Source organism: Nitrospirota bacterium (assembly GCA_016214855.1).
Lineage (GTDB): Bacteria > Nitrospirota > Thermodesulfovibrionia > Thermodesulfovibrionales > UBA6898 > UBA6898.
This window is the reverse complement of the sequence record JACRMT010000012.1, coordinates 60,566-75,797: the sequence shown is the minus strand read 5'-3', so window position 1 is coordinate 75,797 and position 15,232 is coordinate 60,566. Positions and strand designations below refer to the sequence as shown.

Genomic DNA, 15,232 nt, shown 5'->3' with positions numbered 1-15,232 from the left:
TTGAAAGCTGGCCGACGCAAAACAGCCTTTTTTGCCGGGTGAGTGTGGTATGAATTGATGACGAAGAATGCTGGGGAGGGAGAAAAAACTGGACAGCCCTTGCTTCGCAAGATCAGGGGGAGGGATGGTTGGTTGCCTTATCAATTCTCGCTTGATAATTCCACTCTTTTACCCTTCCGTAACCCTTTCGTTTAGTTTCTCGGAAGTCCTTTATTGTAATTTCAAGCACTTTCTTATCTCACCCCGGTACACTTTCTTTTCGAACCGTTCGAATATCCTGACCTTGCCGAACTCGCCGTCATATCCAGGAGCAATCGATACATCACCTGACCGCATTTTTGCAACCGCCTCGGCTATCTTTGCAGAACCGGCTGCCTCGATCTCATGCAAAGGTGCATCCAGGAGAATCCTGAACTCATTGCCGAGCGCGTTGAGAAGGTTGAAATACATGGCCGCCACCTTCTTGCTGGTCGGGCCGACGCTCAATGCCTCGCCGATAACTTCAGTGAGAGGGATGATCGAATGAAAGGGCGGCGCGTTCTTTGGCCGGAAACCTTCTTCTCTGTCAGCCAGTTTATCGACCCTGTGCATGACACCAATCGTGAGTTTCTTGTTGCAGACAGGGCAGATGTTGTTATATTTGACCGATTCTTTTGGCGTAAAGCTCACATCGCAGGCCCTGTGGCCGTCATAATGATATTTGCCTTCTTCAGGGAAGAACTCGATCGTCCCGGAGAAGCCTTTCCGCGTCTTGAGTGCATCAGCGATCGCGTCATACGAAATGTCCGTATCCAATACATTTGCCTCGCGGCCCAGTTTGGATGGTGAGTGTGCATCAGAGTTCGAGATGAGCGTTATGTTGTCGAGCGCAGAGAGCCGCCAGTTCATCAGCGGGTCAGAAGAGAGGCCGGTTTCGATCGCATGGATATGGGGTGTTAGTTCTTCATAGCATTCCTCAAGGCTGTCAAAGCCTGATGCTGCGCCAAAGACCGAAAAGTGCGGTGTCCATGCATGGGCCGGGATTACCATGGCATCGGGCGAAATATCAAGAATGATCTTCAGAAGCTCCTTTGCATCAAGCCCGAGTATCGGCCTGCCGTCTGAATGCAGGTTGCCGATCTGTTTGAGCCGGGTATTGATCTTTTCTGCAGCTGCAAAGCCGGGCGCAAGGACAACCGTATGAATCTTTCTGGTCTTGTCGTTCTTTTTATAGATGCAGCTGATCTCGGCAGAGAGGATGAAAGAGACCTCTGCTCTGCAGGAATCTGGTATATCGTCAATTCTGAAAGATTCTCGCAAGCTGAAAAGTCCATTGCCTGCAGGTTCGAGCTTATCCTCAAGTTCCTTGATCCACTGGGGATGCGTGAAATCTCCGGAACCGACCACAGAAATGCCTTTCAGCTGCGCCCATTTCCAGAGGTTCTCCGGGTTCAGGTCCCTGCTGGTTGCGCGGGAATATTTCGAATGGATATGCAGGTCGGCAATAAAACGCATGGGGGATTATAGCATGAAGCGGAATTTGGAGGAGGAAAGGGATATTGCGGTCGGTTTTTTCTTGACGTTACCACCACTTGTCCATAGAATGATGAAAACTCTCATGCTATAAAAAGACAATGTTATGCATTGAAATAAAATTATGACAGTAATACAAATTATAGGCATTTTCGCAGCTGTTCTCTTTTTCAGAGTCGCTCTGAATATCGGCAATGGTTATTATTGGAAACCGAAATTTCAAGCTTTATCAAAACTGCTTAACACATCAGTAGAATATTCATTTCCCATATTACCTGTTTTCATGAAAATCAGTGGACAATACAAAAACAGAAAAGTTGCCTGTTCTTTTAACTCTTTGTTTATCGTCTCTTCCATGTCAATACGAATTGCCATGACACCACTTAGAGAACTAAACAAGGAGCCTACATTTATGATCAGTTATAAAAGACCAACGCCAAATACGGTCCATCAAGGAAACGAGATTGCCTATGTCATTAATGCCGGCATAATGAAACTGAAAGAATATACTGAGGAAGACTTTATTGCTATTTTGGAGGAATTGACCGAAGCAACGGTAAAACTGGAACAACAGAATGTATAACGTCAGCATCAACACCGACGCCGAATAAGTGTGATTTGTTTTCGGGAATTGTCCGTTGCCGCACTGTTTTACACGTCACATTAAACAATTCGAAATGTTTCATACAAGGCCTTGGTCAGTTGCTCAAGCCGGTTGTAGTCCAGCGTATCAGGCAGATCGCCGGAATCGTGGTAATTCGGGTTGCGGTAAAAGGCAGTGTCTGTGATCATGAACGCAGGATAGTCGAACTTCCAGTAGTTCCGGTGGTCAGAGAAGTCCACGCCCGGAATGATCGAAAACCCGTTCAGGGATTCGACAGGAAATGACGAAACAGAGCTGAAGGCAGATTTGACGCTGTTCGAAAAATTGCGTGAAGAGAAGTTGCCGACAAAGGCGATGAAATTGCCGGTGTTCGGATAGAAGGGCTTGAAGAGCGACGACGGATAATACTGCGTCCCTTCTTCGTCGCTGTAATAACCCAGCATCTCAAGCGAGATCATGCCAAAGACCTTAGCTCCTTCATCATTCAGGCTTTCCGCATGAACATAACTGCCCATGTGGTGTGTCATATATGCAGGCGGTTCTTCAAGGCAAAAGGCCACATAGCGCACGGTTCTGCTGAGTGGCCTCTCCTTTGTCAGGCGTGCAAGTTCAAGCAGCGCAGCCACTGCGCTTGCATTGTCGTCAGCTCCCGGCGTGCCCTCGCAGGAGTCATAGTGGGCGCCCACAACAAGGATTTCCCGGCAGTCAGGATCAGTGCCCCGGACCTCTGTGATGATATTCTGATAGGTATTCCCCTTGAAGAAGAAGGGCTGCCGTATGGTCTTGCATCCCGAAGCATGAAAGCTCTCTTCGATAAAGTCTGCTGATGCAGCGAGCTTGTCCAGATCTTTCCAGCTTCTCTGTCCGATAGTCGCGGCAAGAAATTGCACAGATTCAATGATGTTAGGCTTTATCTGTTCCATCTTCACCAGTATACCGGCAGGCAAGCCATTCGGCAAGAAGTTAAATGTAATGCAGCAGGGCTCAGAACAGAGTATGATTTAGATCAAGGCAGACGATTTCTGGCCTTGTTATGATAAGAACACATTTTTTGAAAAAGGAAGGGTGATCTAGTGAAGAAGACAGGAAAGAAGATCGCAGCAGGGTTGGTATTGGGCCTTACAGCGGCTGTTCCGGCAGTGTACGCAGCCATGTCTGAAGGGCATGACCACAGTAAGATGCACGCAGCAGCTGACAACGGGGCCAATCCCCTGATAGAGGAGATGGTGCAGCTTGATGAAGTGTTCCGTTCTGTGTTTTCAGGCGTTGCATTGGGAGACGGTGAAAGGGTGCATGCAGCGATCGAGTCCATGCACGGCGCCATGGAGAAGACCCATGAGGGAGTGAAAGCCGGGAAGGTCACCATACCGAAGAATTCCGGGAAGGTTAAGGAGTTCGTCAAGATGGATAAAGATTTCCATGCCAGGCTTGAGACCCTTGCTCACGCAGCGCACAAGAACGACCAGAAGAAGATGCTGGCTTTGACAAAACAGCTCCTCGATGGCTGCGTAAGCTGCCACCAGATGTTCAGAAAATAGCGGGCAATAAATATCATTTCAGTTTTTTTCTGAGGGTGAGGCGGTTGATGCCAAGGATACGCGCGGCCTCTGATTGGTTTTCCCTTGTGGAAGACAGCACATAACTGATCAGCGATTTATCGATCTCATTATGCACCCTGTCATAGATATTTTTCTCGCCTTTTTCGATGGCATTTTTTACAAAAGGGATTATTGCAGAGGCGACAGACTCCGTTATTTCCGGCTGGGAAACGGCAACAGGTCTGCTGCCGAGTTCCTTCAGCTCATGAGTAGTGAGGTGTTGTGTCTTGGATAAGGCCAGGGCCGAGCGGATGACATTTTCAAGCTCGCGGATATTGCCGGGCCAGTCATGGGAGGCCAGTTTCTTCAGAAACGACTTTGAAAGTCCCTTGATCTGACGAGGTGCAGTATGTTTGTATTTGTTCACAAAAAAAGTGACGAGCGGAAGTATGTCTTTCTTGCGCTCCCGTAGAGGCGGGATATGGATCGAAGTGACCCGCAGTCTGTGATAGAGATCTTCCCTGAATTTGCCCTCCTTGACCATTATCCCCAGATCCCTGTTTGTAGCAGAAATCACCCGTACGTTGACCTGCACTTCTTTGGTGCTGCCAATGGGATAAAATGTCTGGGTCTGGAGAAAGCGCAAAAGCTTTCCCTGAAGAGAAGGCGGCAGCTCTCCCACCTCATCAAAAAATACGCAGCCTTCGTCCGCGATCTTCAGTATACCTTCTTTTGCAGCAACAGCTCCGGTAAATGACCCTCTCTCAAAGCCGAAGAGTTCGGATTCCAGAAGATTCTCGGGCATGGCAGCGCAGTTGACAACTACAAAGGGCTTGCCGAAGCGCGAGGAGAGCTGGGCTATCGATTCGGCGATCAGCTCCTTGCCCGTTCCTGTCTCGCCGGTGATCAGCACCGGCGCATCGACCTGTGAGAGCCTTGCCAGTTTTTTGCAGACATCCATGATCATGGGTGACTGGCCGACGATGGCGCAAGTCGGGGTAGGAGGAAGACTCGCAAGGTTGATGTGGTTCTGCAGTTCTTCGCTGAACGCGCCGAGTTCTCTGAGGATCGGGAGCACGGTCTCTGCGGAGATGGGCCGGTGTACAACCTCGTAGGCCCCGAACGTAGCAGCCTCCATAACCGGCTCAGTCCATTTCTGGCTGGTAGCGGCAATCACGAAATTCCGTTCGCTCAGCTCACGGATCAGGCCCGGCTTCATAGTGTCTATATCAAAAAAGATGAACGCCTCCTTCTCCCTTGTTGCCTCGGTGACCAGCCTGTAGTCCTTCGGCAATACAGATGAAAGTTCTTTTTTCAGCGACGGATCTTTTGTAAAAACGATAATTTTCTTCATGGCCTACCTCTGATAAATAATATACATAGTGGTTAAATATTAATCAACTCTTATTTAATTCGCTTGCCTGATGCTCATAGTTAGCTGGAAATAGGGCATGGCATGCGAGTTGCAAAAGAGGTTTTAAATATAACGATTCAGAAAGGAATGCTGTCATGGGTATCAGGGAAAAGCTGGAAAGGATTTTCGAAGCGGTGACCTTTGCCGAGGCAGGGGATTTCGATGCCGCGATAAAGATCATGACAGGACTGAAGGAAGAGAGAGAGGCAGCCTTGCACAGCGGTGAATCTGCTGAGGCGGCCGATAGCAGATATGTATATCATGCAACAGAGGAGGAATCAAACAATGGTTAGCAGATTTTCAGATGCACAGGTGGAGCTGGATTCCGGAACCGCCGAAGATGTTTTGCGCCGGACATTTGAGGTTTATGGCGAAAAATCGGCCGTAGCATCAAGTTTCGGGGCAGAGGACGTGGTTCTGATAGACATGGCTGTAAGGATCAACCCGCGCGTGCGGATATTTACTCTCGACACAGGCCGGCTGCCGCAGGAGACCTATGTATTGATGGACGAAATAATAAAAAAATACGGTATTACGATAGAGGTATGTTTCCCAAACAGACAGCGGGTGCAGGAACTGGCAGACGGGCACGGGTTCAACTCATTTTACCGGGGAATAGAGGAACGTAAATTATGTTGCAATGTCAGAAAAGTGGAACCCTTACGGGAAAAGCTCAAAGAGTTGGACGCCTGGATCTGCGGATTGAGAAAGGAACAGTCCCCCACACGGACTGATATCAGAAAAGTTGAGATTGATATCTCCAATAAAAACATTGTAAAGATCAACCCGCTGGCAGACTGGAAAGAGACCGATGTATGGGCTTATATAAAGAAATATGATATTCCCTACAACCGCCTTCACGATGAGGGATACCCGTCCATAGGCTGTGAACCCTGTACCCGTGCAGTCAGGATTATAGAGGATGTCAGGGCAGGCCGCTGGTGGTGGGAAACGAAAGACCAGAAAGAGTGCGGATTACACGCTAACAGCAGGAATTAAACCGCGTAGTTTACGAGCAGGAAAGAACATAAGGAGACCCTATTATGAAAAATATCATTATATGTTTCGTCGTCGCAACATTGACAATTATCACACTTCCGGCAGGGACTCGGGCCGATGTCACCCTTTTGAATGTGTCCTACGATCCGACCCGAGAGCTTTATCAGGATTTTAACGCTGCCTTTGTAAAACACTGGTTTTCAAAAAAAGGTGAAAAGATCGCGATCAATCAGTCCCATGGCGGATCGGGGAAACAGGCTCGGGCGGTCATCGACGGACTGGAGGCTGACGTGGTGACCCTGGCGCTTTCGTATGATATCGATGAGATACAGAAGAGCGGGCTGATACGCGACGGCTGGCAGAAGAGACTTCCCAACAATAGCGCGCCTTATGCTTCGACTATTGTGTTTCTCGTGCGCAAGGGGAACCCCAAGGGCATAAAGGATTGGGACGATCTTGTCAGGCCTGGCATATCCGTAATAACCCCTAACCCTAAAACCTCAGGCGGCGCAAGGTGGAACTACCTTGCAGCCTGGGGCTATGTCACGAAAAAGCTTAAAGGGGATGATGCCAGGGCAAAGGATTTTGTTACAAAACTGTTCAAAAATGTTCCTGTGCTCGACTCGGGAGCAAGAGGTTCCACTATCACTTTTATGCAGCGGGGCATAGGAGATGTGCTGCTGGCATGGGAAAATGAGGCACTGCTCGCCATAAAGGAAACAGGTAAAGATGGTTTTGAAATTATTACCCCGTCAATCAGCATCCTGGCGGAACCTCCGGTAGCAATTGTGGACAAGGTTGCTGACAAGCGGAATACAAGGACGGTTGCCCAGACGTATCTGGATTACCTATACACAGAAGAAGGTCAGGAGATTGCTGCGAAGCACTATTACCGTCCCCGCCTGGTATCTGTCGCCGACAGATACGGAAAACAGTTTGCAAAGGTAAAGCTCTTTACTATTGACGAAGTATTCGGCGGATGGCAGAAGGCGCAGAAGATCCACTTCAGTGAAAAGGGCAACTTCGACCAGATCTACCAGCCCCAGAAATGAAGGAGAACGATATGAATATTCTGGTTGTTTATAATGGCTCACTTTGCTCAAAGCATGCCCTGCGGACCGGCATCGAAAAGGCCCGCCAGGAAAACGGAAGGCTTATCCTGCTTCATGTATTTAGAAGTAATCTGTTCATTGATTATGAGGGTGGATACAGAGCACAGGTGACAGCAAGACAGGAGTCACTACGATATCTCGAAGAAGCAGGGAAGACACTTCAGGAAGAAGCGGCCGGTATCTGGTCAAAGGTCATAGTGGCCGAAGGGTCTCCTGAAGATATGATCGTGCAGTATGTAAAGGAGGAGGATATAGACATTGTTTATTCCCCATTCCGTTACAAGGCTGTTTCAAACGATGTCTCATGTCTTGTCTACACAATACCGAATCACAAGCTGATACCTGCAGGGGTATACTGATACAGGAAGTGAGCGAGAAAACAATGACATTTCAATTAAGGCATCACAGCGTACTCCCCGGTTTTGGCCCTGCCATGGGAATAACCATGCTCTATCTCAGCCTGATCGTGCTGATTCCCCTGTCTACGATTTTTATCAGGGCATCGGGTTTTCCCACTGGCCAGTTCCTGGAGGCGATCACCTCTGCACGGCTGCTGGCGTCGTTCAGGCTGAGTTTCGGAGCGGCTTTTGCCGGGGCACTGATCAACAGCTTCTTCGGCCTGCTCGTCGCATGGGTGCTGGTGCGGTACCGCTTTCCGGGCAGACGCATCTTCGACAGTATTGTGGATATCCCCTTTGCCTTGCCGACTGCGGTTGCGGGCATTGCGCTGACTGCGGTATATTCCGGCAATGGCTGGATCGGAAGATACGCCGAGGCGATCGGCATTAAAATAGCCTTCACTCCCCTTGGGGTAATTATTGCCCTGACATTCATAGGGTTGCCCTTTGTTGTTCGGTCAGTCCAGCCGGTGCTTGCAGATCTTGACCGGGAGGTCGAAGAGGCTGCAGCGACCCTTGGAGCGGGAAGGTTTCAAATTTTCTCCCGGATCATTTTCCCTTATCTTTTCCCTGCGGTGCTTACCGGATTTTCCCTTGCTTTTGCGCGTGCCCTGGGAGAATACGGCTCTGTCATCTTCATATCCGGCAACATGCCGATGAAGACCGAAATCGTGCCGCTTCTGATTGTGACTAAATTGGAGCAGCATGATGTTACCGGCGCCACGGCTATTGCCGTGGTGATGCTCGTTACTTCATTCACGCTGCTGCTGGTGATAAACCTGTTTCAGTGGTGGAGACGGTCATTAAGGTAGGATGCCATGTATATTTCAAAGATAAAGGAACTTGCGGAGCAGCAGCCGGTTTTTTCGCACCATCAAAGGATCAATGAAGAGTCTGTCTTTGTGCGGTGGTCTCTGACGGCGACAGCCCTTCTGTTTCTCGGTCTGTTCATTGTTGTTCCCTTGACAGCCGTATTTGGGCAGGCATTCGAAAAAGGCATTACTGCATATGTTAAGGCTATTGCCGAGCCCAATACGATTTCTGCTATCAGATTGAGTCTGCTGGCGATGGCCATCGCAGTCCCGTGTAATCTTCTGTTTGGAGTTGCCGCGGCATGGCTTATTGCGAAATTCGATTTTGCCGGAAAAGGTCTGCTGACGACGCTTATTGATCTGCCCTTTGCCGTGTCCCCGGTGATATCAGGGCTGATATTCGTACTGCTTTTCGGTATCTATGGCCTGCTCGGGCCCATCATCGCCGAATCAGGGCTTAAGGTCATTTTTGCCGTCCCGGGCATTGTAATGGCCACAGTCTTTGTGACGTTTCCGTTTGTGGCAAGAGAGCTTATCCCTCTCATGCAGGCCCAGGGCACGGATGAGGAAGAGGCTGCAACGGTCCTTGGCGCAGGCGGGTGGCAGACCTTTTTCAGGATCACCCTGCCGAATATTAAATGGGGCCTGCTCTATGGGACAATTCTTTGCAGCGCGAGGGCCATGGGAGAATTCGGGGCCGTGTCCGTTGTTTCAGGTCACATACGCGGACTCACCAATACCGTCCCCCTGCATGTTGAGATCCTTTACAACGAGTATGATTTTGTGGGCGCCTTTTCAGTGGCCTCGCTTCTTATCATGCTGGCATTGGTAACCATTGTCGCAAAAGCCCTTGTTGAATGGAAGCACCGGGCAGCCGGGCATGAGCGGAAAGAGACAGGAGGAGGAATAATATGAGCATTGATATAAAAGGGATTACGAAAACGTTTGGCAATTACACGGCCCTGAGGGATATTACCCTGGTGATACCCTCCGGCGGTCTGGTTTCCCTGCTTGGGCCGTCCGGGTCCGGCAAGACGACGCTGCTGCGGATCATCGCGGGCCTCGAGCCCCCGGACAGGGGTGCGATTCTGATCAACGGCAAAGATACGACAGGCCAACATGTCCGTGACAGAAAGGTCGGCTTTGTATTTCAGCATTACGCGCTCTTCAGACATATGACGGTTTTCGAGAATGTCGCCTTCGGCCTCAGGGTGCGTCCGCGTTCTGAACGGCCGGGGAAAACAGAGATTCTGGAGAGAGTGACCGAACTGTTGCGACTTGTTCAAATCGAGTGGCTTTCGGACCATTTCCCGTCCCAGCTCTCCGGAGGCCAGCGCCAGCGTGTGGCCCTTGCCAGGGCTCTCGCGGTAGAACCTGAGGTGCTGCTGCTTGACGAACCTTTCGGCGCATTGGACGCGAAGGTCAGGAAGGAACTGAGAAGGTGGCTGAGGCGGCTTCACGACGACCTGAATGTTACCAGCGTATTCGTCACCCACGACCAGGAAGAGGCCATGGAGGTATCGGATGAGGTTGTAGTTATGAGCAAAGGCTGCATCGAGCAGGCAGGAGCTCCCGACTTTGTGTATGATCATCCTGCAACCCCTTTTGTTTACCAGTTTCTGGGCAACGTCAACCTTTTCCACGGCCGGATGCACCGGGGACTGGCCCGCATCTGCGACCTGGAATTTGAGACGCCGGAGCATTCCGACGCTGACGATATCCCGGCCGTGGCTTACGTCAGGCCCCACGATATCGAAATCCTGAAGAAACGCAACGGAGAACCTGCCCTGACAGCAACGATTACGCGCATTATTGCCAAAGGAGCGGTTGCACAACTTGAACTCCGCGAACACTTCACCGGAGAACAGATAGAGGCTGAATTGAGCAGAGACCGCTTCCAGACACTGGAGCTGGAGGAGGGAGAAACGGTTTATGCTCACTTTAGGAATCTAAGGGTATTTTCTTCATGACGGCAAAAATTAATAAGAATCAGCGGGGCTTTCATTGTAACCCTTCAGCTTCAGGCAAGTCCGGCAGCCCTCCAACGAAGGCGATGGAAACAGAAAAAGACCTTATCTACTGGGTATCGAGTTTTTATCTGCTCGAAGACCTGCTTCTGCGGCTTGGTCCGCACGAGACCTCTCATGCACGCCTGCGATTGAGAGAGGATTTATGTGCAAGGCGCCAGGGGTTCAAGCGGCTGCTGGCCAGCGTTCTTTTTGATACGCTGGTCAAGATGTGTTTCGGAGAAGCGCGCCACGCGCACGAGCGCTGCGGTATCGTCATACCTGAAATATCGAGTGTCCTGGACAGAAAGGCCGCCTATCGTCTTGCTGAAGAATATGACCCCAGGGACGCACTGCCTAAACTCAGGGACGTTTTCCTTGAGTGCTGGCTTCAGCCCTATGGAGGGACTGCCTGGGCCATTATTTGTGAGACGACCCTGAAATACTGGTCCCTGCCTGATGAAATATTTGTGGATCACTGTGTAGATCTCAGCCATCATGGGGGACTGGTATTTAACAAGATTGAAACGGGGTTTCATGTCTGGCACAAACGGAAGTACCTGGACATACTTGACCTGAAAAAAAACAGCTCCATACTGGATATCGATGGCCCGCTCCCTGTCTTCAGTTTTGCGAAGGACCTGCTGGTACGCGCCTATACCCTGAGACTGGCAGATGGCATCCCTGAGTTAAAGACCTCCGATAGCAGTCTCTATCGGCCGGTACAGTGGGGTTCGAAAATCTTGAGTAATGCTGTCTCGATATATGACGCCGGAATCTGCCGGTAGATTTCGGCTTAAAGGAAGTCGTACAATGTAGTTGTGAAGAAGACTGAAGGAGACGCGGTGACATCATGTCACTGGGGCACACGAAACGCCTTTTATTCCGAGGGGCTGCTTTTCTACGGGGCTGGAAGCAACCGTGGGTTAAACACCGATGATATGGATGTTATCATCGACTGCGGGGCTGAGGTTGAAGGCTGCGAGGAATTTTCCGGCGCGGGTGGCAACTCTTCTGAAGTTCATGCTCAACAGGTAATACGGATAGATTGGCCTGACGGTGGAATACCGTCCCTGACAGAGGACAACTGGAGGGCGCTCATAGAGGATCTCAGGGGATTGAGACTCCGCATGGGAAAAGATGCGTTGCATGTTATGGTCTGCTGTGTCGGCGGACACGGAAGGACGGGAACTGCCCTGGCCATTCTCGCTGCCCTTACAGGGGTTGCCCCTGATGATCCGGTAACTTTCATTAGGTCTCACTACTGTTCCAGAGCAGTTGAGACAAAGTCACAATGCCGCTATGTAAAAATCGTTGCACGGCTTGACTCGGAAGAAGATCCCTCTCCGGGATATGACAGCACCTGTGAATCGTCTCTTCGATGACTTGCTAAGGTTAGATTAATCAGGCCTCTTAAACAGGTCTTGCCAGGAGCAACGCCCCCCCTTTTATCCCTTTACGCATGAGACCATATGACTTGGAGAGAGGGCATTTGTTCAGATTTTTTGGGTAAATTAGTCCTGCTCCCGGGGTCTGAAGGCATGAAAAGTGCCGTGGAAAGGAGGTTGGCGATCATGTTTGCTGCCATTGCCGCTGAAAGCCCATTTATCTGTATAAATAATATACACAATGGGCATTATTTAATCATTAAAGGCGTGTTGTATGGCTATAATGGCCCGGTAATGCTTCATTATAGGCCTGGCACGGAGCTTGCTAATTATGGAGATAATCAATACTTAAGGTAAGGAGAAGGATCATGGATGATGCAAAAATATACAATGTATGCCTTATGAGAGTTAAACACCAGATCACAAAGGCCAATGAGAGGCTCGGCGATGGTTCAGCGCCGGAGGGCGGCATTATCCTCGAGTCTTACAATACCGGCGACATTGAGGATATCATTGATATCCTTGAACTTTACGATATTGAGGACAGGACTCCTGCAGGCCTGGCAGAAAAGCTCGAAGACCTTGCCTATACTGTTTCGGTCCTGGTCAGGGAAAAGGTTGTCTTTGACTATGATGAGAAAGGGAACCTGGGGCTGCAGTTCATTCCGAAAGAGCGCTCAGCAGAGGTATATAACGGAAAAGGCGCAGCCCTTGCGGCAGCATAGAGGCGAAGACCTGTCAGAATGGCCACATCCGGCTGACTCTGCGGGTATCAATACCTTTATACCTGCCCAGTTTCAGCAGAGAAATGAAATTGTCGTACGTAACGATATCAGAAAATTCCGTGTAGCACGAACCGATTTCCCCGGCAGCATGTGCATCTGAACCTCCTGTGAAAGGGAGGTTCAGTGCCTGTGCTGTATCAACAGCCTTCTTGTTGAAGGGGTGCATATTGCAGCCGTTGTATCCTTCCAGGGCGCAAAGCCCGTGCAGGTTCTTTATCATGTCGCCGATGCTGTTGACTCCGCGGTAAGGATGTGACGGAATCGAGATGCCGCCATGTTCGTTCACGATCCTGACCAGGTCTGCTATCGGTGCGTATTTGATCGACAGCCTGTCCGTGTTCACGCCAAAAACAAGACAGTGGCCTTCAGCAGCAGAGAACTCGACACCCCTGAAGATCATGATCTGACTGCCGTATTTCTCGCGCAGGAGTTCGACGCCTTCAGAAGCCTCATAATAGTAGTGCTCTGTAAAGGCGATGCCGTCCAGTCCTCGCTCGATGGCCTTCTGGACCACTTCCTCTGGATCGGCCGGGTTGTCTCCGCTGTTGACTGAATGAACGTGAAGATCGATATTGCATCGCATGTCTTAGAATAACTTTGAAAGCAGGGCAGGCACAACTGTTTCGACACGCAGGGGACGTTCTCCGAGGCTTATAGGGCTGAACCCGAGAGAGACAAGTTTTTCGATCTCATAAGCAATAAAACCTCCCTCAGGGCCGATCGCAAGGGTGACCTGTTCCTTCGTGCCCCGGGGGCAGGGATGCTGCGCTGCAGGATGGGCGACAAGCGCGAGACTGTTTTTTATGATCGCAGGCAGTTCGTCCTCTGCAAACGGTTTGAACAGCGGTCTGAGATGCACCTCAGGCATAAGCGTATCCTTTGCCTGTTCAAGGCCGAGGGTCAGAAATTCATCAATGCGTTCCCTGTTCAGCAGCGGGCTTTTCCAGAAGCTTTTTTCTACGCGAAAGGCGTTGATCAGAAAGATCTCTTTCGCGCCCATGGAGGATGCGGCAATGAGCACGCGCTTCAGCACCTTGGGGCGTGGCAGGGCGAGGATAAGCGTGATTGGAAGCGGGGCAGGCGGCTTCTGGCCGAGATGCAGCTCCAGGGTGATGGTCTCAGACGTCACCGTGGTGACGGTCCCTTTTCCGAGCGGTCCGTTCAGCAGGCCTACTGATAACTGGTCGCCCAGAACGGCGCGGTGCACGGTCAGGATATGTTTCAGTCTGCGGCCCTTTAGCTGTACACAGTTCTGCCCCGTGAAATCGTCTTCAGAAAGAAGAATGAGGTTCATGCAGGCAGATTATCAGCAGTTCTTGAAATAGTGTTTGCATTGAATAAATCTCCCCTCGCCCCTCTTTGCCAAAGAGGGGTCACTAATTCCTCCCTTTGGCAAAGGGAGGTTAGGAGGGATTTTATGAATAAAATTAACTCTGCCATTTCTCCATAAAAACGATCTCGTTCAGCGGTTTCCGTACAGGCCCTCCTGTCTTTTCCTCAAAAGGATAGCCGAGAGGAAAAAGGCCCACGACCCTGATATTCGAGGGAATGCCGAGAAGTTCCCTGAGTTTTATTTCGTCGAACACACCGACAAAGACCGTGCCGAGGCCAAGTCCGCGGGCAGCGAGCCAAAGGTTCTGGCAGGCAATGCCGAGATCGGTCATATAATACGTCTGGTCCCACAATACCCCTGATTTCTCAGGGTCTGCGCAGGCAACGATCACTACAGGGGCTTCGGCAAGTGCCTTTTTTGCAGGATTGACCTTATATCCCTTTGGTGCAAAGAAAGACTCCACATAGGACAACTCGCTGATCTGCTCTTTGACCGCCTTTTCCTTCACTACGACGAAACGCCAGCACTGCATGTTTGCCCACGAAGGGGCCATGCGTACTGCTTCAAGGACCCGCTGCAGTTTCTCGTCTTCAACGGGCCTGTCCGAAAACTTTCTCACACTTCTTCTTGTCTCGATCGCCTCGAAAAGTTCCATACCATGCCTCCATAGTCTTGAATATTGAATTGTTAGTAAATGAGGCTGCAATTAAACACGTAACAGTGATCACTCATCATGGCAAATCTACCTGCCCAGGTCTTCCTTGCCGACCATCTCCTCGATATCAATTCTGACAACACCGGTTATCCTCAGCTTCTCTTCCGGAAAGTCCCCATATCCGCCCTCAGGCTGGTATTTGTTCATAAGACAGGAAAGGGCAAACACCTTTTCCTGCCGGTCCTCCACGATAGATGCTCTTCCCCTGATGATCACACTTTGGTAACGATATGAGGCTTTGCAGGGATCTTCTTCGCCTTTCACGAACGCGATCGGCAGGTCAATTTCAAAACAGACCCGGTTGTCCCGCTGTATATCATCGATCTTTTCGCCCTCAATCGCCGAATGAAAATAGAGCCGGTCGTCAGAGCAGGCGAAATTCAGCGGCTTGACCATGGGGTATCCGTCTCTCCCGTTCGTGCCGAGTCTGCCGACATGGCAGCTGTTTAGAAGGTTGATAATAACCGCTCTGTCTGCTATCTCTTTCGTTGCCTTCCTCATAGGGAAACTATACCACATAAGCATGCTCTTCTATCCGCAGACGCCGGGTATTTTGCAAACAACAGAATTGTTTATTAGCCTACATAAATGTCTTCAAGTAATGACAGGGACGTAT

General features: G+C 50.2%; 20 protein-coding genes. 13 read left to right on the top strand and 7 right to left on the bottom strand.

Annotated features, from left to right (window positions below):
- Window positions 1-210: 210 nt before the first annotated feature.
- Complete coding sequence (locus HZB62_10540; GenBank protein MBI5075585.1) at window positions 211-1,494, bottom strand: DNA helicase UvrD; 1,284 nt, start codon at window positions 1,492-1,494, stop codon at window positions 211-213.
- A 142-nt stretch (window positions 1,495-1,636) separates the two neighbouring features.
- Between HZB62_10540 and HZB62_10535 the strand changes: the two genes are divergently transcribed.
- Entirely contained in the window at window positions 1,637-2,095 is a 459-nt protein-coding gene (locus HZB62_10535) for a hypothetical protein (protein ID MBI5075584.1), read from the top strand.
- Between the two features lie 80 nt (window positions 2,096-2,175).
- On the opposite strand, the gene HZB62_10530 is transcribed toward HZB62_10535, so the two are convergent.
- Window positions 2,176-3,039, bottom strand: a complete 864-nt coding sequence (locus tag HZB62_10530) for a M28 family peptidase (GenBank protein MBI5075583.1) — start codon at window positions 3,037-3,039, stop codon at window positions 2,176-2,178.
- Between the two features lie 150 nt (window positions 3,040-3,189).
- On the opposite strand from HZB62_10530, the gene HZB62_10525 reads away from it, so the two are divergent.
- On the top strand, window positions 3,190-3,654 hold the full coding sequence (locus HZB62_10525; protein MBI5075582.1) for a cytochrome c: 465 nt from the start codon (window positions 3,190-3,192) through the stop codon (window positions 3,652-3,654).
- A 13-nt stretch (window positions 3,655-3,667) separates the two neighbouring features.
- On the opposite strand, the gene HZB62_10520 is transcribed toward HZB62_10525, so the two are convergent.
- Window positions 3,668-5,008: a sigma-54-dependent Fis family transcriptional regulator gene (locus HZB62_10520; GenBank protein ID MBI5075581.1), complete on the bottom strand. Its 1,341-nt coding sequence runs from the start codon at window positions 5,006-5,008 to the stop codon at window positions 3,668-3,670.
- A 155-nt stretch (window positions 5,009-5,163) separates the two neighbouring features.
- On the opposite strand from HZB62_10520, the gene HZB62_10515 reads away from it, so the two are divergent.
- The 11 genes from HZB62_10515 (at window position 5,164) to HZB62_10465 (ending at window position 12,508) form a co-directional block, all read left to right on the top strand.
- Window positions 5,164-5,361 carry a hypothetical protein gene (locus HZB62_10515; protein MBI5075580.1) on the top strand — a complete coding sequence of 66 codons (198 nt, stop codon included), beginning with the start codon at window positions 5,164-5,166 and terminating at the stop codon, window positions 5,359-5,361.
- Window positions 5,330-6,067 (top strand): phosphoadenylyl-sulfate reductase, encoded by a 738-nt coding sequence (locus tag HZB62_10510; GenBank protein MBI5075579.1) that lies wholly within the window; start codon window positions 5,330-5,332, stop codon window positions 6,065-6,067. Before HZB62_10515 ends, HZB62_10510 begins: the two co-directional genes overlap by 32 nt.
- A 44-nt stretch (window positions 6,068-6,111) precedes the next feature.
- The gene (locus HZB62_10505; GenBank protein ID MBI5075578.1) at window positions 6,112-7,119 is read left to right on the top strand and encodes a sulfate ABC transporter substrate-binding protein; all 1,008 of its coding nucleotides are present in this window, start codon (window positions 6,112-6,114) and stop codon (window positions 7,117-7,119) included.
- A gap of 11 nt (window positions 7,120-7,130) precedes the next feature.
- On the top strand, window positions 7,131-7,538 hold the full coding sequence (locus tag HZB62_10500; protein MBI5075577.1) for a universal stress protein: 408 nt from the start codon (window positions 7,131-7,133) through the stop codon (window positions 7,536-7,538).
- 23 nt (window positions 7,539-7,561) lie between these two features.
- Window positions 7,562-8,389, top strand: coding sequence for a sulfate ABC transporter permease subunit CysT (cysT, locus tag HZB62_10495; protein ID MBI5075576.1), 828 nt, complete (start codon window positions 7,562-7,564; stop codon window positions 8,387-8,389).
- Window positions 8,390-8,395: 6 nt separating this feature from the next.
- Complete coding sequence (gene cysW, locus HZB62_10490) at window positions 8,396-9,304, top strand: sulfate ABC transporter permease subunit CysW (GenBank protein ID MBI5075575.1); 909 nt, start codon at window positions 8,396-8,398, stop codon at window positions 9,302-9,304.
- Window positions 9,301-10,359: a sulfate ABC transporter ATP-binding protein gene (locus tag HZB62_10485; GenBank protein MBI5075574.1), complete on the top strand. Its 1,059-nt coding sequence runs from the start codon at window positions 9,301-9,303 to the stop codon at window positions 10,357-10,359. Before cysW ends, HZB62_10485 begins: the two co-directional genes overlap by 4 nt.
- Window positions 10,356-11,183, top strand: coding sequence for a hypothetical protein (locus HZB62_10480; protein ID MBI5075573.1), 828 nt, complete (start codon window positions 10,356-10,358; stop codon window positions 11,181-11,183). Before HZB62_10485 ends, HZB62_10480 begins: the two co-directional genes overlap by 4 nt.
- 33 nt (window positions 11,184-11,216) lie before the next feature.
- A complete protein-coding gene (locus HZB62_10475) occupies window positions 11,217-11,780 on the top strand; it encodes a hypothetical protein (GenBank protein ID MBI5075572.1) in 564 nt (187 codons plus the stop codon).
- Between the two features lie 87 nt (window positions 11,781-11,867).
- Window positions 11,868-12,140, top strand: a complete 273-nt coding sequence (locus HZB62_10470) for a hypothetical protein (GenBank protein MBI5075571.1) — start codon at window positions 11,868-11,870, stop codon at window positions 12,138-12,140.
- An 11-nt stretch (window positions 12,141-12,151) separates the two neighbouring features.
- Window positions 12,152-12,508 carry a hypothetical protein gene (locus tag HZB62_10465; protein ID MBI5075570.1) on the top strand — a complete coding sequence of 119 codons (357 nt, stop codon included), beginning with the start codon at window positions 12,152-12,154 and terminating at the stop codon, window positions 12,506-12,508.
- A 13-nt stretch (window positions 12,509-12,521) separates the two neighbouring features.
- Here the strand turns inward: HZB62_10465 and HZB62_10460 are convergent, their stop codons facing one another.
- From HZB62_10460 to HZB62_10445, 4 genes are all read right to left on the bottom strand, one after another.
- Window positions 12,522-13,151: a PHP domain-containing protein gene (locus HZB62_10460; protein MBI5075569.1), complete on the bottom strand. Its 630-nt coding sequence runs from the start codon at window positions 13,149-13,151 to the stop codon at window positions 12,522-12,524.
- A gap of 3 nt (window positions 13,152-13,154) precedes the next feature.
- Window positions 13,155-13,862, bottom strand: coding sequence for a 16S rRNA (uracil(1498)-N(3))-methyltransferase (locus HZB62_10455; GenBank protein ID MBI5075568.1), 708 nt, complete (start codon window positions 13,860-13,862; stop codon window positions 13,155-13,157).
- 133 nt (window positions 13,863-13,995) lie between these two features.
- Window positions 13,996-14,556, bottom strand: coding sequence for a nitroreductase family protein (locus HZB62_10450; GenBank protein ID MBI5075567.1), 561 nt, complete (start codon window positions 14,554-14,556; stop codon window positions 13,996-13,998).
- Between the two features lie 87 nt (window positions 14,557-14,643).
- Window positions 14,644-15,117: a pyridoxamine 5'-phosphate oxidase family protein gene (locus tag HZB62_10445; GenBank protein ID MBI5075566.1), complete on the bottom strand. Its 474-nt coding sequence runs from the start codon at window positions 15,115-15,117 to the stop codon at window positions 14,644-14,646.
- Between the last annotated feature and the right edge of the window lie 115 nt (window positions 15,118-15,232).